The sequence below is a fragment of the Neobacillus drentensis genome, from assembly GCF_036965425.1.
Classification (GTDB): domain Bacteria; phylum Bacillota; class Bacilli; order Bacillales; family Cytobacillaceae; genus Neobacillus; species Neobacillus drentensis_F.
In genome coordinates, this window is record NZ_JBALPP010000130.1 from 267 (window position 1) to 18220 (window position 17954).

Annotated in this window: 9 protein-coding genes and 2 pseudogenes; 3 read left to right on the forward strand and 8 right to left on the reverse strand. The window is 37.1% G+C overall.

Translation table 11 applies throughout. From position 1 onward, the window contains the following. The 5 genes from V7161_RS26005 to V7161_RS26025 form a co-directional block, all read right to left on the reverse strand. Positions 1 to 426 (reverse strand): hypothetical protein (locus V7161_RS26005; RefSeq protein WP_335715708.1); only part of this gene is annotated, 426 nt, incomplete at its 3' end. A gap of 221 nt (positions 427 to 647) precedes the next feature. After that, positions 648 to 5768, reverse strand: coding sequence for an endo-alpha-N-acetylgalactosaminidase family protein (locus tag V7161_RS26010; protein WP_335715709.1), 5121 nt, complete (start codon positions 5766 to 5768; stop codon positions 648 to 650). A 630-nt stretch (positions 5769 to 6398) separates the two neighbouring features. Further along, a complete protein-coding gene (locus V7161_RS26015; RefSeq protein ID WP_335715710.1) occupies positions 6399 to 6578 on the reverse strand; it encodes a hypothetical protein in 180 nt (59 codons plus the stop codon). Between the two features lie 455 nt (positions 6579 to 7033). Beyond that, entirely contained in the window at positions 7034 to 11914 is a 4881-nt protein-coding gene (locus V7161_RS26020; protein WP_335715711.1) for a S8 family serine peptidase, read from the reverse strand. Positions 11915 to 12004: 90 nt separating this feature from the next. Next, positions 12005 to 12334, reverse strand: coding sequence for a hypothetical protein (locus V7161_RS26025; RefSeq protein ID WP_335715712.1), 330 nt, complete (start codon positions 12332 to 12334; stop codon positions 12005 to 12007). Between the two features lie 567 nt (positions 12335 to 12901). Here V7161_RS26025 and V7161_RS30470 point away from each other — a divergent pair. Further along, positions 12902 to 13230, forward strand: a pseudogene (locus tag V7161_RS30470) (VanW family protein). Between the two features lie 230 nt (positions 13231 to 13460). On the opposite strand, the gene V7161_RS26035 reads toward V7161_RS30470, so the two are convergent. After that, on the reverse strand, positions 13461 to 14036 hold the full coding sequence (locus V7161_RS26035) for a helix-turn-helix domain-containing protein (protein WP_335715713.1): 576 nt from the start codon (positions 14034 to 14036) through the stop codon (positions 13461 to 13463). A 92-nt stretch (positions 14037 to 14128) separates the two neighbouring features. On the opposite strand from V7161_RS26035, the gene V7161_RS26040 reads away from it, so the two are divergent. Next, positions 14129 to 15334, forward strand: a complete 1206-nt coding sequence (locus V7161_RS26040) for a benzoate/H(+) symporter BenE family transporter (protein WP_335715714.1) — start codon at positions 14129 to 14131, stop codon at positions 15332 to 15334. Positions 15335 to 15402: 68 nt separating this feature from the next. On the opposite strand, the gene V7161_RS26045 is transcribed toward V7161_RS26040, so the two are convergent. Then, entirely contained in the window at positions 15403 to 15639 is a 237-nt protein-coding gene (locus V7161_RS26045; protein WP_335715715.1) for a hypothetical protein, read from the reverse strand. A 475-nt stretch (positions 15640 to 16114) separates the two neighbouring features. Between V7161_RS26045 and V7161_RS26050 the strand changes: the two are divergent. After that, positions 16115 to 16592: pseudogene (locus V7161_RS26050) on the forward strand (IS110 family transposase); the annotation flags it as partial. Between the two features lie 180 nt (positions 16593 to 16772). Here V7161_RS26050 and V7161_RS26055 read toward each other — a convergent pair. Further along, positions 16773 to 17954: tetratricopeptide repeat protein (locus V7161_RS26055; protein WP_335715716.1), on the reverse strand; the 1182-nt coding region annotated here is incomplete at its 5' end.

Genomic DNA, 17954 nt, shown 5'->3' on the forward strand with positions numbered 1-17954 from the left:
GTCTCTTACATCAGAATCAATTTTATATAGAGGGTCCTTATACTTAAATATCTGGCCATTCTTTGAAAAAAATGATATTGAATTTATCTCCCCTTGATAGGCAAATAAATAATCAAGCTTTGATTCTATCTTTGTGGAAATTTCAAGCTTTTTAACAGAATCCTTTTCCTCATACCAACTATTTACAAGGGGTAATAGTTCATTTTCATTTGAAACCTTTGCTACATTGAGGGATATCCGCCTTAACTCAAGCTCAATATCCATTGATAGCTGTTCCATAATTTGCTGAGTCTTTTCATTGTAGTGAGAAACCAAAACTCCTTCATAAAGCTTATTAACAACAACACAAGTGATTATAAAGGGTATAACTATAAATAAAATAAAGCTGCTTATAAACTTTTTCGACATACTTCTACTCTTTATCATATAATTCCCCCTCTCATTTTAATAATAGTTAAATTGGCATATATAATAAATATAAATATGAAAGAGCATCTACGAATAAACCAATACCTATAGTGCTGATGATTAGTCCAAGCCCAACATATGACATGAAAAGAGCCAGCAAATCTAATCGCTGGCTCTTTTTAATCACGGAATCTAGCATTGAAAGAGAGAAAGTCATCCTCTTTCCTATACACTATTATTTATTTGAGATTAAATTGCACAGAATATGATTTTCCATCATCTAGAGTGATAGTTAATCTATAAGTACCTGCGGTGAAACTCTTTGTACTCATATGGAATATATACTGGCTAGATGTTGAATCATACCTAAATGCATTTCCATTAGCTGCAGCACTGGTAGAAATAGCTTTAACATCAGTTCCAAAGCCATTATTTGTAAGCTTAGCATAAGATAATGTTGCATTAGCAGTTGATACATAACTTCCTGAATAATCCTTCAAAGTAAACTTCACTGGTATTGTACTACCTGCATTGAACACACTAGTGCCATCAGCATTAATTGGCTGAAGAACTCCACTGTATTTGTATACTGCAGTCACACTAATTTTACCATAAACAGTTTTGTAATTAGTTGAATCTGTCGGTGTGAAGATTACATCAAAACTTTGAGATCCAACATTTGGTACAGTATTTGGGGCACTAAACGCAAATGTACCCTCTACTGAAGCAGCACCCCCGCTAAGCTTTGAAGCTTCCAAGGTCTGGCCATAGATAATATCTGCCGCTGTTGGCCATGTAGTTACACTTGGGGTAGCCTTATTTACAGTTACATTAGCTATTGCCTTTATGGTTGTACCATTTACTGTACCATTTACTGTGAAAGTTCCTATCTTTGCATATTTTGAAGTATCAATGTTGTCCCAATTTACGTCAACATCTTTGGTTGATTTATCGCTATATGCCGCTGTTACCTTTGCTGGAAGTACTGGTGCTGTTCCTACTTTTGTTGTAACATTTATAGGAATAATACTGATAATACTCACTGGCAAAGGCTTTACCGTTATGGTAGCGGTAACTTTAGTCTCTGTCTTGTTTACAGATCCTTCAACTGTAAAGGTACCTTCCTTTGAATAAAGTTCCTTATCTATAGCATTCCACTTTACTGGAAGAGAAGCTTTATCTCCATCGCTAAGCTGTGCAGTTACATTTTGTGGAAGTCTAGGTGCTTTACCTGCTACGGTTTCTACCTGTACTGGTTCTGCACTAATTATTGTAACAGGCTCTCTGAATACATTAATTTCTGCTAGACTTGCCCATCCATTAACACCTTCAAGTGCTGTAAGCTTTATATGGGTAGCAGCAATCTTATCGAAAGTTATAACCTTCACATCTGAAGTTCTATCCCAGCTTCCCGAAGCTATCTTTGTATAGTCCTTCCCATTACTGCTTGCATATAGCTCATATTTTGTAATTTTCCCGTTGTCTTGGCTTTGCCTTGGTGTTACTTCAACCTTATTTATATCGAATCTTCCACCAAGATCCAGCATTAATGACTGAGGAAGTGGATCTGATTTATCCCATTTTGTATGCCATAATGTTCCTTCATCTCCATCTATGGCGTTTGTTGCCAAGTCTCCGTTTTCGGTCTCTTCACTGGTAGCTGTAACTGTCATACCAGAATGTGGTACGATACTGAGATCTACAGGTATAATATCCTCATCCTCAACTGGTGGTAATGAATCAATTTCTTCTACCACTAGATCATCAAGAATGAAATCTGAATCTGTGCCCGTAATCTTTTTTATTCCGATCCAAGATTCACCTGACTCACTTGCCTCAAATGCTTTACTAAAGGTAGTAGGCACATCAGCAGCTATAAACTTTTTAGTTGATATTTCCTCATTTCCATCACCAATAACAAACCCATAACTGCCTGCTGTCTGGTTTTCATATTTGAAAGTAACCTTGTAATACTTACCAGGAATAAATCTTATAGTTTGAGGGATTGTTTGATATAAAAGTCCCGTAGATTCCTTATGTGCTTTAAGGGACCAATGACCATCAATAACATCATCTACAGCTTTTCCATTCCACCCCTTTTGAGTATATGGGGCATGTAGTTCAGACAAGTGTGTACGTGGATCATTTACTCCACCTGCTGGACCTTTTACAAATGGATATATGCCTTGATCTACATTTTCAAAGTCCTCGGCAAAATATGCACCTGTTGGATTTGGTGTTCTTTTAGTCTTAACAACACGGATATCATCAAAAGTAACAGTATCCGTACCTCCGTCAACCTTCAAATATAATGTCGCTTGGGTCTGACCTGCTGGTAAATCAAATAGTACTCTCATCCTTTGCATATTCGTATCATGCTTTGAGTCCGCAAGAATATAGTTTTTAGCAATTGAGCTGTCTGTATAATTTGTAACCTCTGCTCCGCTGTAATCCTTTACTCCTATTGTAGCTCGACGTTTGCCATCAGCTTCTACAGATACTGATGCTGAATATGTTCCCTCTGAAAGTCCGTTTATCTGTTGGCTTACTGTTGTACCATTACTGTTTCTAACCTTCAATTCGTACTGTCCAAGCGTGCTACGCTCTACTGAAGCTCCCTCTCCTGTTACCTTCCAATCTTTTAAAGTAGCGCTGTTAAATCCAGGGTCCTTTACAAGTGTTCCTTCGCCCCATTTAACATCTGGATTGGCAGCTGCTTCCCCTTTAAATACTACATATGGAGTATTAGCTTCAGCACTTATGGTAACCTTATCGTTTGAAACCTGTAGAGTGTCAACTAATGTCTTGCCTTGGTCAGATAATTTATACAGTTTAACATCTTTTAATCCATTCCAGCTAGCTGGTAATGTCCAAGTAGTTTCTCCACCATTTGAATTCCAATGGTATAGCTTGGTTTCTTCTTTAGGATTCCATGGTAACAAATAGGAGTCTCCTCTTAAAACTTCCCTGCTATCCTTAGTTATAATTCTTTTTCCTGTAGCATTTGAAACAGATACATTATTTTCAAAATTAATCGTATCTGTTGTCCACTTTATTATTTTAAAATGCTGCATATACTTGGTAGGCAGGTTAGTTTGAAAGGTCATGTTTATCATGTCATTAAAATCTACTCTTCCTTGCCACCCTTCAAAGTCACACATCTCTGCGCCGCCTAAAAGCGGATTACGTGCAATCCATGTATCCTTTTGGTGATTTCTTATGAATCTGGCAATCTGACTGTTGTATCCCTTCATACTCTGTCCACCGTAGCTGTAGTCTACAGCCCAATGGTTCCAAGTGGAATCATATTCGAGCACATCTGGGAACTCAGTAGTCATTGCCCATCCCTGGGAGTTTACTTCTTTAGCAAGTCGTCTGCCATTAAACCCCTTCTCATAAAATGCATCCGCATAAATAAAATCTAAATTTGGAACTTCATTTTTTAATAACTTTAACCGATTTAATCGTGCATCAGTACTCGCTTCTTTACGCATAGTAGGTTTATCAAAATCATAGGATTCATCTAACCAATCCCATCCAAGACTGTTAGGATTAATAATTGTATCTGAAAATGCATTTGCTTCAGGATTTGCACCAGTAGCAGATATATGAACACCAAAGTAGCCATTGTATTTATGTCCTTCATCGACCAATGTATTCATATCAGCTGCTCCACCCTGGCGCACCCCTATATGTCCGCCATAGTCAAGATGAGCCTGGTCATGTCCTTCACCCTGATAACCTTTAAGTTCTACCCATTGTCCAAGACCATCTGTAGCAAGATAAACCCTCTTAGTTTCATCAAGAGTCTTAAGGAATGGATTCGTTGCCTGGCTGGCAAAATTAAAAGGAATACGCATTACAACCAAGTCAGGAACACGGTCTGCCCCAACAGGGTTATTCATAATGCTGCGGAATGCAATTGCTCCATCCTGCCAATCAACTATACTATCTTCATTGGCATCACCTGTAATCGCTACCTTTACACTTGGCAGTGCTTCCGTGGTACTCATACCCTCTGCACGATAAAGCCATGAGCTGCTCCAAATGCCAGTCTGATAGTATCCCTGCTGTTTTACTGTTTGTTTTCTAATACGTTCATTATCATTGTCTGATGAATAATCTGGTAATGAATTTGTCCAAATTGCTCCAGAAAGCTCACTAGTGTTGAGTATGCCATAAATGTAATTTATAGCTGCAGCATCCGTAGCAGGAGTTCCTGTCACTGGTAGAAAAACATCGCCGCTGCCACTTACAGCATTATACATACGTGAACCAGCGAAGGCTGCTCCATTCTGGGTACTTCTTACAGATAATAAGTTGTGGTTTGGAATTTCTATAGAATTTACCTTTGTATCTCCAGTTTCTTTTATATCTGTAATATCCATACTCAGAATATTCTCATTAACTTGAAGCTTAGCTTTGATAGCTACATTTATCTCGTTAAAAACAAGTGTATATTCCGCAGAGTTATTATTATTAGTATATTGTACTTGCGGCTTATATTCCTTACCATTAATCTTTACTACATCCATGCTTGAATTAGTTCCATACATTACAGCAGAATTTTTTTCATACTTTACCACATTAGGAAATTGCTTATCTATTGTAACGTTCATGGCATTAGATGCAATAATATCCGTATCAGTGATTAGCCTTATTCCTGGCTGCTCTGCTGGAGCTGGGGTGGAATATTTAAAATTATCAAATAGAAGTGTCTTGTTATCATACCATGTTCTAACTCCTATTTTTCCTGCTCCTGTAGGGAAACCTGTCAGAGATACACTTTCATCAAAGACCTGCTGTCCATCAAGCCATAAAGTAACTTTATTTCCTATAAATCTAACTTTCATTGTATACTGCTTGTCCGGAACAAGTTTTGGACCTTTTATGCCATCCTTCCAATTTCCAGGACATTCAATGAGCCATGTTCCATCATTGTTGTTGTATCCTGCAAAGGCCCATGAACTTGATGATGTATATCTAAATATAGCACCTACTCTACTATCACCTTCCTTTAACGTAAATTGAAATTCGTAGTCCCCATCTGCAAGCTGGGGTGAGTTTTGATCTACTACTATAAGATTGTTATCTTTTCCCCTTACTACTTTCATTTGATTATTTTCTACCGTTAATGTTGAGGCTGTACCAACAGCAGCTTGCCAACCTCCAATATTTCCGTCATCAAAATTTTGCACATATGGATTTTGCCAATCATACTGATTGAGCTGCCCAGCATTAGCAGCATATGCTGTAGACAAAAAAGGAACTTTAAAAGCAAATATTTGTATAACCATGAATAATGATAAAAATAAACTAATAGTTTTTTTATAAACTTTTAAATTTCTCCTCTTCTTCATACACTTTCCCCCTCTCTTATTAATCATTACAGGCAACCCCATGCACCTCCCTTAATACTAAAAATATGTGTTATGTTGCAAATTTCCAGCTAATTTAATATTAAACAAACTAGGTTAATATACTTAATGATATTTTTTATCTAAATTTTGATTATTCTTTGTTTTTTAAATAGCCGGATAATCTTTGCCTACATGGGGTATACTGATTGCTGCAGCAGGGAAGTATCATATATGGTTTTTTCAATATATCAAGCTTTAAAACCTCAACTGCATTTTAGGAATATGACAATCATATTGAACACCTCTATCTTAATGAAATATTAGTCCTAGGGAAGCGTTAACCTCAAACCAGAGGATGAAGAAATTTGAAGACTTCGAAGAGAGTTAGCCTATCTAAAGGAGGAAAATGAATATAAAAAAGCCGTGGACTACTTCGCGAAGAATCTGAAATAGCAAAATTTAAGTTTATTGCATATGAAGCAATACTTTATTACTATTTATTCCTATTCAAATAGCTAGAGTAAAAATTTATTAGCTAATATCCTTAATTCTACTTAAATATTAGCCTCCTCAAATAAAAGTTCCCTCAAACTAAGCCTGAGGGAACATAAAACACAAATCTATTTATTTTTAGTTAAAAACCTTCAATGCCTTTGAAAAAAAGCTTATTTCTTTAGTATCTAGCACGGTAAATAGAGTTCCACTGCTTAATTCTTCTGCGGCGATCAAGCCTTTTTTGACTAGTTTATCAGCAGCACGCTTAATTGTACTTTTGGAATACAGCTCTTCTTCTGCCTTCCTGGTACCCAAGGTCTTCCACTAGTTTCGAATACACCATGATTTATTGCCCTTTTTTCAAAGGAATCCCGCAGACCATTTTTCCTTCTTCCCGGGATGCCAGTATCAACAACTGCAAAAATAGTCGAAACGGAATAACTTCTTTCCAAAATTCAGTCTCCAACACATCCAGATATAATGTCACCCAACCTCACATATCCATTACTTATATAGAAAGAAAGAGGGGTAATAATCAGGTTTATGGAAAATATTTTTTTCTCATAACATTTTGTGAACTGGTGAAAGTGGTAGCCGACAAACAGTACTACATTGCAAATAAAAGAATTCCGCTAATATTATTAGCGGAATAAAATAAATATTTGTCTTTTTTGACTTGCACATTCTGTTCTCAAGCAGGTTTGAAGTTGGTGTATTTCTATATTTGTTAGTTAATATTAGTTATCGAGAATCTTTGGACAGTCCTCAGACTACCTAATCCAAACCCCGTTCTTATCAAAGAGATAGGATATGCGGCCGATGGTTAAAGTGCCTGTTGCCATGACGCCGTTACTGTTGAAGTAGTACCAGACATTGCCGATTTTCAACCATCCGACCTGCATCACACCGCTGCTCTTAAAGTAATACCAATTCATTCCGCTCTTCAACCAGGCCGTCTTCATGGCTCCATTATCAGCGAAGAAGTACCACACCGAACCAGCTTTCATCCAGCCAGTGGCCATCACGCCGTTGCCATTAAAGAAGTACCACACCGTGCCAACCTTCAGCCAGCCAGTCACCATCGCACCACTGCTGTTCATGAAATACCAGTTCGACCCGTCCTTTACCCAACCGGTTTGCATCGCACCCGTGCTATCAGCAAAATACCAGGTCGAACCGACCTTATACCAGCCAACCTTCTTCTGGAAGGTCGTAGTGTCGTAATAAACCCATTTACCATTTTCCTTAACCCAGCCTGATTTCGGCTTTGGTGGTTCTGGATTTACTACTTTTGAATTAACATACAATCTTCCTTCAGTCATCATGGTCATTTCATTTCCATTATTATCCTCAACTATAACCTCTACCCGTCCGCCGTTTAGTACAATGTCCTTTGCCTTTGGAACAATCCATTGTCCAACATAATGACCTGTACCTTTTCCAGCTGCATCTAGTTCCTCTTTCATTGGCATTTCAATGGCAGAACCAGTTGTTGTTTGTATACCCTTAGGCTCATTTACATTACCTATAGGTGAAATAATTCTAAATACTGCTCTCTTTAAGTCTGATTCTGAATCAAATTCAACCTTAACTACATCATCAGAATTTAATTTTAAATCTTGATCTGGTTTCAAATTAGTAATACCTGTTATTGAATATTTTACATTTACAGTTGCGCTCTTAACTGTTTCATTTCCTGCCTTGTCTCTAGCAACAACATTTATTACATTTTCCCCTTCCTTGGACATAAGCTTTGCTGTCCAATTCCCATTTGAATCTATGCCTGTCTTTGTTCCGTTAACTTCAACATATTCTAAATAATCATCTTTAGCTGTTCCTGTTACGGTTATAACCTGATCATTTATATTTGCGTTATTATGTGGGCTTGTAATTTCTAAAACTGGTGCTGTCTTGTCTACTATAACCTTTATTTCCTTCGAATAAGGAGTGGATCCGATATCTGTAATAGTTTTCGCCTTCAGAATATTAACTCCCTCTTGAAGTACAGCATTAATTGAGAAGCTTCCATCATCGTTTGTCTTTCGATTTGCTATATCTTCATCTTTGCTAAATATATGAACGTCCATTCCTGGAGCTGCCATACCTTTTATTGATACGTTTTCATTATTAAAATATGAGTTGTCCGCTGGTAAGGTAATAACTGGAGCTAGTGCTTCAAGCTTAATTGTTGCTCTAATCATCATGTTTCCAAAATCTTTATTCGCTAAAGTGAAGGGGCCTCCCTTTACAAACTGCCATGATCTTTGTGCTGCTATTGAATTTTTATCCAACATAATTGCTGGGCTTAGAGGAGCTATCTTATCCTGTATAAAAACCATATAAAAATCGCCTGTTACCACTATTTGCTCCGCGGTTAAATCAACAACTGTCCATTTTCCTTCCTCTCTAGTAGTAGTTGCATTAAATGGCCCTGCGATTATTTTTCCAGGAGCGCCATCCTTTCCACTTGCATCATAAACTGCCACCTTAAATGTATTTCCACCTGGTATTGGCCACTTTGGATCAAACATAAATAACCCAGAAGTTACTATTGCTGAGGTCTGTCCCTCTGGAAGTGACATTCTTACCGCATAGCCGCCTCCTGCATCCCATTGATTCACTGAATATTCTGGTGTTCCATCATCATAGCCTATCTCTCCTGGAAAATTTATAAATGGTTTTAGCTGAATATCATGTGAGACATTTTCATTACCCGTAATATCTACAGGAAATTTCTCATCAAAATAGTTCTCTGCTGTAACCTGTACTGTATATTTACCTTCATATGCAGTTATTGAGTAATTACCCTCTGCATCAGTTGTAACTGGTGCTACTGCTGCATCCTCAATTACGTAAACTTTAGCGCCTTTCACAGGTTTTCCTGTTTGGGCATTAATGATTTTACCTTTTAATGTTCCCTTAGGTATTGGAACCATTGTAAAGTTTGCATTTTCAAGAACTTGGTTTTCTGTTACTTGTACCTTCTGATCCTGTGGATAGTATCCATAGGTTTCAACTCTTAATGTATACTCTCCTGCTTTAACCTTAAAACTATATGAGCCGTCTGCTGGATTTGTTTTTGTTGAACGACCATTTTCAACAATAGATACTGTAGCTGATAATGGAATTGTTGCTGTCATAGCATTAGGATTTATTATTTGTTCTTTTTGGCTGTTGCTTAAAGCTGATGTGTCACCTGATGCTACAGTTTGGTTTGGTAATCTAAACTGTTCTTTAGGACTGTTGCTTAAAGCTGATGTGCCACCTGGTGCCAAAGATTGGTTTGTTAATCTAACATCATCTATAAACCATCCCTGCTTATTATTGGAGTCATTAGACACAAAGGCAAATGCGATATTCATTTTCTTTCCTGCATATTCGCTTAGATCTATTTCCGCATCTGAATATCCTCCTGTCATAGTGCCTGTATATGCTGCTACCCTCCACCAATTCTCATCGTCGTCATCTTTAGCCAGAACAATTGCTTGTTCATTTTCTTCTACATCATACCAATTTTTAAACTGTAAATAAGCACTTCCTTTCGGCAGGACAATAGGAGGTGATTTTATTAGCATAATTTGATTTTCTGAATACGTTCCTTCTAGATTAGTAGCTAAAACCTTTTCTCCCGAGACTGCTGCATTAGGTCCTGTTGTTGGTTTTCCCCACTTCCATTGAGCATTCGATGGAGCGTCCGTGTAGTGTTCCCATCCTGTCATTTCTGTTTCAAAATCATTAAAGTATCCTATTGTAATTGCAGGTTTAACAATTATTGTATAGATATCACTTGTAACCTCGTTCTTTCCAAAGTCAATTATTCTCCATCTGTAAGATAGTTTTGATCCTACTACTACTCTATCAGCTGGAATTACAGCTTCATAGCTTCCTGACTTGTAGTCCCCACTAATCCTTTTAGCTATAACTGTTGTCCACTCATCTGCTGAATTTTTATATTGAAGATCAACTGTCTCAACGCTTACATTATCCTGTACATCTATTTTTAATTTTTGTTCCAATCCTCCGTATGCCTCTGTAACAGGTATATGGTTAAATGTTGGTAGAACTGTATCCTCTGCATCTTGTGATACTTGGCCTTTAATCTCAGAAATTCCTTGCATAATTGATGTTACAGCCTTAAATGCATTTATAACACCAAATCCATATCCATTGTTAGGGGTTGTAGGATATTCAGAGTCAGTACAAGGAGTTGCTGTTTCCTTTATTATTTGTTCAATTTCTTCAACTTTTAAAGATGAATTTGCTTGAAGAAGTAATGCAACAAGTCCTGATGTATGTGGACCTGCCATCGAGGTTCCATTCCATCCACCCTCATATTTACCTCCTGGCACAGAAGATCTTATATTAACTCCAGGTGCTGAAATTTCTGGCTTAATTATTCCACCATATGGTGATGGCCCCCTTAATGAGAAGCTGGCTAACTTGTTGTTTATGTCAGTTGCTCCTGTTGCAAAGGATTCTGGATAGTTTGCAGGATTAGCAACTGATCCTGGTCCACCAGAATTGTAAGGGGTTGTATTTCCTGCTGAAAATTCTGGAAATATATTTGCTGCTCTCCAGTTTGTTATAATTGTTCTATACCAATCATCTATTCCAGGGCTGCCTCCCCATGAGTTATTAATAACATCAGGAGCCATTTCTGGATGTGGTACTCCATTTCTATCTTTAGGAGCAAGCATCCATTCACCAGCTTCTATTAAATCAGCATCTTCTCCGCCCTCTTCTGTAAATGCCTTAGCAGCTATCCACTTTGCTCCTGGCGCAACACCTATCTTATTTGTTCCATTTGGTTCTGAACCAACCATAGTACCCACTGTATGGGTTCCATGACCGACATCATCGTACGGTACTGAACCGTTAGTTTCAGTTGCATCAAACCAATTGAATTCATGATTTGGATTATCTGGATTAGCTGGGTCATATCCTCTATATTTTGTCTTTAATGCCGGGTGATCCCACTGAACTCCTGTATCTATGCTGCCAACGACTATCCCTGTTCCATCTATTCCCAAGGACCAAACGTCAGGCACCCCAATTTTTTTAAGACTCCATTCTACATTATCAACCGCTTGAACAGCAGCTCCAGTAGTTTTTTCAGGCTCTATTACCTTTGTAATTCCATTAGGTTTTATACTTTCAACCTCAGGCATAGCTGCTATGTTTTTCATAACTTCCTCTGTTGCTGTAACTGCCATACCATTTACTATGTAAAAAGATTTAATATCCTTTACATTTCCGTTATTTTTTTCTTTTTCTAAATACTTCTTCAAATTACTCTGTGATGAATTTGCTTTAATTCTTAATTCAGAAACGATTGATGAACGAACTACTAACTCTTTTTTTACATTTGATAGTTGCTTATTCTTAGCCTTAGCATCATTAGCAACTTTTACTGTATCTACCTGATCCTTAAATTTAACAAGAAAGGTAGTTTGAGAGTTGTTGGCAAATTCTTTTTTTAGTTTTGGACTTATTTTATTCTCTATTACTTCTTTAGATTCCCGGTTATAGCTTGTCTCAATATTGTCATTTGCATAAGCCTTAATATTATTTCCAGCTGGTGCAGCAAATGAACTTATGGTAAGTATGAAAGCTATCGACAATGCAAGCCATTTTTTGTAGATTTTTATCATGTTTGTACCTCCATATTTAGATTGAATTTACCTAATTAATCCTTTTCCCTCCTTTGAGCTTTTGCTCGACTTTAATTTCTGTGTGCAACTCTACTTTTTTTGCTTTTGGTAAATCTTTATAATTTTCACTTTTTCAATAGAATAGGAGATTAATGGATCTCCTTCTACCTCAACGATAACACGAACTTTGTCGTGTTCTTTTAGTTCTGTCGGTACTACCGCTGTCTCTTGATTTGAGCGGTCTCGTCTAATCAGTTCATCAGGTTTTACCGATTCTACTTTTACAGTTATACACTTGCGGCACCTGCAAAAGTCGCTGAACCTGTAATAGTTAATAATGTTGCCAACCTTATCGCTGTGAACTTTTTCAATTTTCGACGTTTCTTCAATCGCCTCTCCTCCTTCTCTTTTTTTTGGCAATAAAAAAATGTCCCCCCCTACAAATAACTCAAAACATTTCCCATACTGATCCTGACTCTTTTTTATAGTAATAGTATCAGTATGTCTAAGATTTAGAGATTCATTGCAAGTGCTTAGAAGTTCTTGCACCACAATGAGAGATAAATATAAGTTGCTTTTAGTTCGTGTTCTTGGCTGCTGCAGCTTATATTAAAAATATTTTAAATTTTTATGAATTTCATGTAAAATTACGAAATGTTATGGTAACCATAACATTATTTTATTGATATTCAGCACTACACTAAGATGCACCAGTCCAAAAAATCTGGTTATGGTCTACAGATATAATAAAAAAGAATAAAGCGTATTTATTCTCTAGAGGAATCGAATCTTATACTACAACTAAACAATCGATGGAAAACATACTAAAAAGCCAAGGCTTTTTTCAAGAAGCACTTGGCTGATACCGCGATCTTTTATCTTCATTTCGATCATCTCCTTCGTATATATTATAAACGAACAAATGTTCTGTATGTAAATAAAAATTAAAACGCCACACTATAGACACTTGTAAGAATGGCACTCCCAATGCCAAACCATGCTATAAATTCTAAGGTTTTTTCCTCTTTTTTAAACAACAGTAATAACCCCCTTTCCATACTTTCTGCAGAAGCAATAAATAACTATGTTCTATTCCCTGGTGAAGTATTCTCGTTTAATAAAGTGGTTGGAAAAAGAACTACAGAAAACGATATAGACCTGCAACCGTGATTATTAAAGGAGAATTTTCCGAGGATATTGGCGGTGGAATTTGTCAAGTATCTACCACCCTTTTCAATGCTGTCGATAATGCGGGAATAAATGGGATTCAACGCTCCTCACACAGCAGGGAAGTTTCATACGTTCCTCCTGTATGAGATGCCACAGTGAGCTGGAATGGCCTGATTTAATTTTTAAAAATAATTACAACCAGCCTATCCTCAATCAGGCGAAAACACTAGAGGACAAATTGATTGTTAATGTTTATTCTTCTGATGTCATTACTTATAGACCTAAAAATGTTCCATCTCTTCCAAAGGATCGAAATTACATGCCCAAGTGAGGTTACTCACTTGGGTTTTTATGGAAATTTTAATCTTTTGAAGTGTTAAGAAGGATATCTCACCACTACATGTAACACGGCCTCTTCATCACCGATATTCTTATAAAGATGTTTGCTCGCAGCTTCAAACTTAATGGAATCAAACTGTTTGAGTTGGTATACCCTCTCCTCTACTTTAAAGCTGATATTTCCCCTCATTACCGTCACAAATTCCATTGCTCCTTTATGATGCGGCTCCGGCGAGTACATGGCTTGCGGTTCAAGAAATGCTCGATATATTTCCATTGTTGGTCCATCTGTATTCCGAAAAACTGTCTCTACTCTCCATGTTTGGTCTGGCCCATAAATCATAAAGCCCTCTCCACATCTCGAAAGATCGACATGATCGTCCATTACTAAAATTCTTGTTAAAGGGATCGATAACCCTTCTGTAATTTTCCATACAACTCCTAATGTGGGATTCGTTTCTCCCCTTTCAATCTTTCCTAACGTGAGCTTGCTAACACCTGTTTTTTCGGCAAGCTCCTCGAGGCTCAATTTTTGTTCGCTTCTAATTTTCCGAAGCAGCCCGCCCATTTGTTGAATTAATTTTCTTGTTTGTTCATCTCCTAATCCCATCATTCGGTCCTCCATATTTTTTGTATGTTTTTATATACATTTTATCAGTTTTAATATATTATACTATACTGTAGCTTATTTTAGGAGTGAGTACTTTGTGGAAGAAGAATATTGTTGAATTTCCCCGATTATTATCGATTGGAAATATTTCAAATGGTTTTGTGGCCTGGCTATTCGGCGCAACTGGACCATTACTGATTGTTTTACAAGCAGCTTCGAAAGGCCACCTATCTGATTCAGCGATTACATCCTGGATCTTTGCTATTTATGGAATTGGGGGATTGCTATCGATTGGTCTCTCCTTTTATTACCGCCAGCCGATTGGATATGCTTTTTCGATTCCTGGTGCAATTCTTGTCGGAGCATCCTTATCTCATTACACATTTAGCCAGGTAGTTGGTGCCTATCTCGTGACAGGCATCGTCATTTTTCTTTTAGGAATATCTGGAATGATCGATAAATTAATGAAGGTCCTTCCTATGCCAGTCATGATGGGAATGGTTTCCGGCGTCCTTCTTCCTTTTGGTACAGATATGTTTCGTTCTGTTCTCGACTATCCCTTGTTAAATGGAATTCCTTTTCTAGTATTTCTTGTTCTTTCTTTTTTCGGAAAGCTGTCAAAAAAATTCCCTCCCATTGTTGGGGCTATTCTCACATCTATTGTTTTATTAAAAGTATTACCAGGAATTCAAGTTCATGGTGTATCATTTTCTTTGGCGGTACCGCACGTGGTCTTTCCTTCCTTTAATCTATCTGTGATGGGAGAACTGGTTATTCCGTTAGTGCTTACGGTCATCGCAATACAAAATGCTCAAGGAATTGCTGTTCTGGAGAGTGCGAATTATCTCCCGCCCATTAATTCTATGACGAGTTGGAGCGGGATTGGATCGATTCTCAATGGATTTATGGGCGGCCATTCTGCTTGTATTGCCGGTCCAATGACTGCCTTATTAGCAAGTAAAGAATCTGGATTGAAAGAAAATCGTTATGCCGCTGCAATCGTATTAGGAATTTTGTCATGTTTATTAGCTGTTTTTGCACCAATGGCGGCAGCCGTTCCCCATTTGATTCCCTCCTCATTAATTAAAATGCTGGGCGGGCTGGCCATGATTAATGTCCTGATTGACTCTTTGAAGACGAGCTTTTCAGGGCGTTTTAAAACAGGTGCTTTATTTTCATTTTTGATTACGATTTCTGGAATTTCTCTCTTTCATATCGGGGCACCTTTTTGGGGATTGGTTGGAGGAACCTTAGCTTCCTTCTTCTTAGATCGAACAGATTTAAAACCTTCTGCTTCATAGGATCAAACAACTCAATCGGTTTAATAGTCACAAAAAATGGCTTGGAGTTTCCTCCAAGCCATTTACCATTATTCCCCTTTTGTGATATCTGCCAAAATTTCATGAGAACGAAGGCGGGCTTGGTGATCATACACCTGGGCAATCGCCATAATTTCATCAGCCCCGCTTTCCTCTAGCCCTTGCTGCCGGACAAAGTCGAAGTACGCAGAACCATGACCTTCTATATATTTAACTTTAGCTACCAAACTAGTATCCTGAGTAATAATTTCATCCAGCAGCTGCTTCCTATCCATTAATGGCAACATGGTAACAGACTTCCCCTTATATTTGATTACATCAAATATATTTAAAAGTTCTGGAAACTTGTTTGTAACCTCATTTTTGTGTCTGGTATATAGCCTTACCTTATTATCAAACTTTGAAAGTATGAGCCGAATACCGTCCAGCCTAAGCTCTGTAAATAGGCTTCATCATCAAATGGCTGTTCTACTCTTTGTAATAACATGGGTGAAACAAACATACAAACCACCTCATCATAATTGTAAGGCACGGTAATTATTCAATCATTGGCAATTTGTTGTCATTTATGGAATTTCCCTTAATAATAAGGATAGAAATAAAAATAGACCATCGTTATGATCGTCATTCTTCTTGAACTCAAGCACCCGTTCGTATTATAAGGTCAGCCAGAAAATTTTTCTGGTTGACCATTTTTTATATCGATATATGATAGCTGTAGCCAGGGTAGAACGTAATCACCCGTGGGACTTGATCCCGACAATTAAACCGTTCGCTCTGGATATTTCAAAAGGAGAAAGTGAAGTTCAAGGATTTTTAGATAAAGGAAAACCTTATCGTAAAAGCTTTAGTATCAGGCATGATCTCGAAGGATTAGATTATTACTTAAGTTTCTTAAAGAAATAAAAGATATAACTGGTCAACAACCTCCGGTTGTATTAGAAGTTACCGGGCATTATCACGCTCCAGTTGTTCAGTATTTGGAGGAGCGTGATTATTTATTAATAATCTCAACCCATTAATTTCCCATAGAGCCAAAAGTTCAAGTTTACCAAAAGTGAAAACAGATGCAGTTGATGCTTATCGCCTCTGCGAGCTTTACTATAAAGAGGAGTTAGAGCCGTATAAAAAGCGTGGAATACGACTCTTAAATCTTCGTAATCTTACAAGGCAACATGCGAATATAACCGAGATATATGTACAAACCAAACTACAATTTCTTATCCAACTAAATTATATTTGAAATGAATCGTATCACACACCTTATATGAAACAAACTGCCCCCCAATTGTTAGACAACCTAACAATTGGAGGAGCAGTTTTTCTATGGGCGGAAATAAGCAATTCCGAAGAATTGCTTTTCTTGATTTTTTCTATTCAAGAAATAATTTCTTTGACCAGCAGATTTATTCAATTGTTTTCAGCCTATTCCTTGATTACTTTTTATTTGCGCGTAAACTTTTTGGTATGTAGCTGCTTCTTTTACCATTCCTTTATGTTGATACATACGACTTATTTTCTGAACAGGATTAGGGTCCTGTGGTTGAAGTTCCATTTCCCAGAAAAAGCAATCAATTGCTTTATCAAATTGTTTAAACTCTGCATAATAATCCCCCAATTCCATCATCTGATCAGGGTCCTCTAATAATGCTAACATATTATTCATTTTTCGAATCACCGCTGAATAGGGGTGTATTTTTTGAATAGGTAAAAGTTTTTCGTGAACCTCTTTGAGATCATGCTCTTCAAGCAGGATAACAGCGAGTTGAAAGATTTTTTGTTCCAATAGTTTAGAGTGATCTTCGGGGACTAGCTGTTGAAACATAAAGATGAAATCGTCTAGGTGAGATCCTACAAATCCAGCATTCAAATTCCCCCATAATGAATTCAGGATAGCATCATAGGAAGTTGGCAGATCATGGATGAAATTTAATAAAAATAAGGCCGCTGTCTCGTAATTATCTTCTTGAATCATTTTTTCAATAATGGACTTTGCCTCAGGTAAAACTCGATACGGATTGATATTTACCTCTCCTAGTATGAATATCCATTCTTTCATCGTAACAAGTTGTAGAGCAAAATCTGTGTACTTTTTAATCGATTCAGCCTTTGGAGATTCAATCCAGAGCACGAACAACTCCAGTAAACAATCCTGTTTTGTAAATATATCTTCTAAAAAAACACGCATTTCTGGATTTGATCTATTTTGGAAGCAAAGTAGTTCAACAAATAGTGGATCCTTTTTTAGGATGGAAGGTAAACTCGAGGATTTGTAAAAATCATGATATGAATTGAATTCTTGTGAATTTAGACGTTCATTTGCTGATTTTAATGAAGGTACAAAATCATGTAAAATTTGAATAATCTGAAATGACTTCATAAATTTTCCGCTTCTTCTATAGTGAAAATAGACCTTGTCAATAATTTTTACAAGCTCATCCTTATCAAAAAATGAGTCAAGTGTTGTCGCAATATAGGCTATTTCCTTTAAAGAATAATGAATTTGGAGTTGAGTGAAGAGTTTATTTTTATTTTGAATAGAAACGGATTGATTGGGGATTAATGCATTTAATATTGGATGAGGAGATTCAATCACAATACC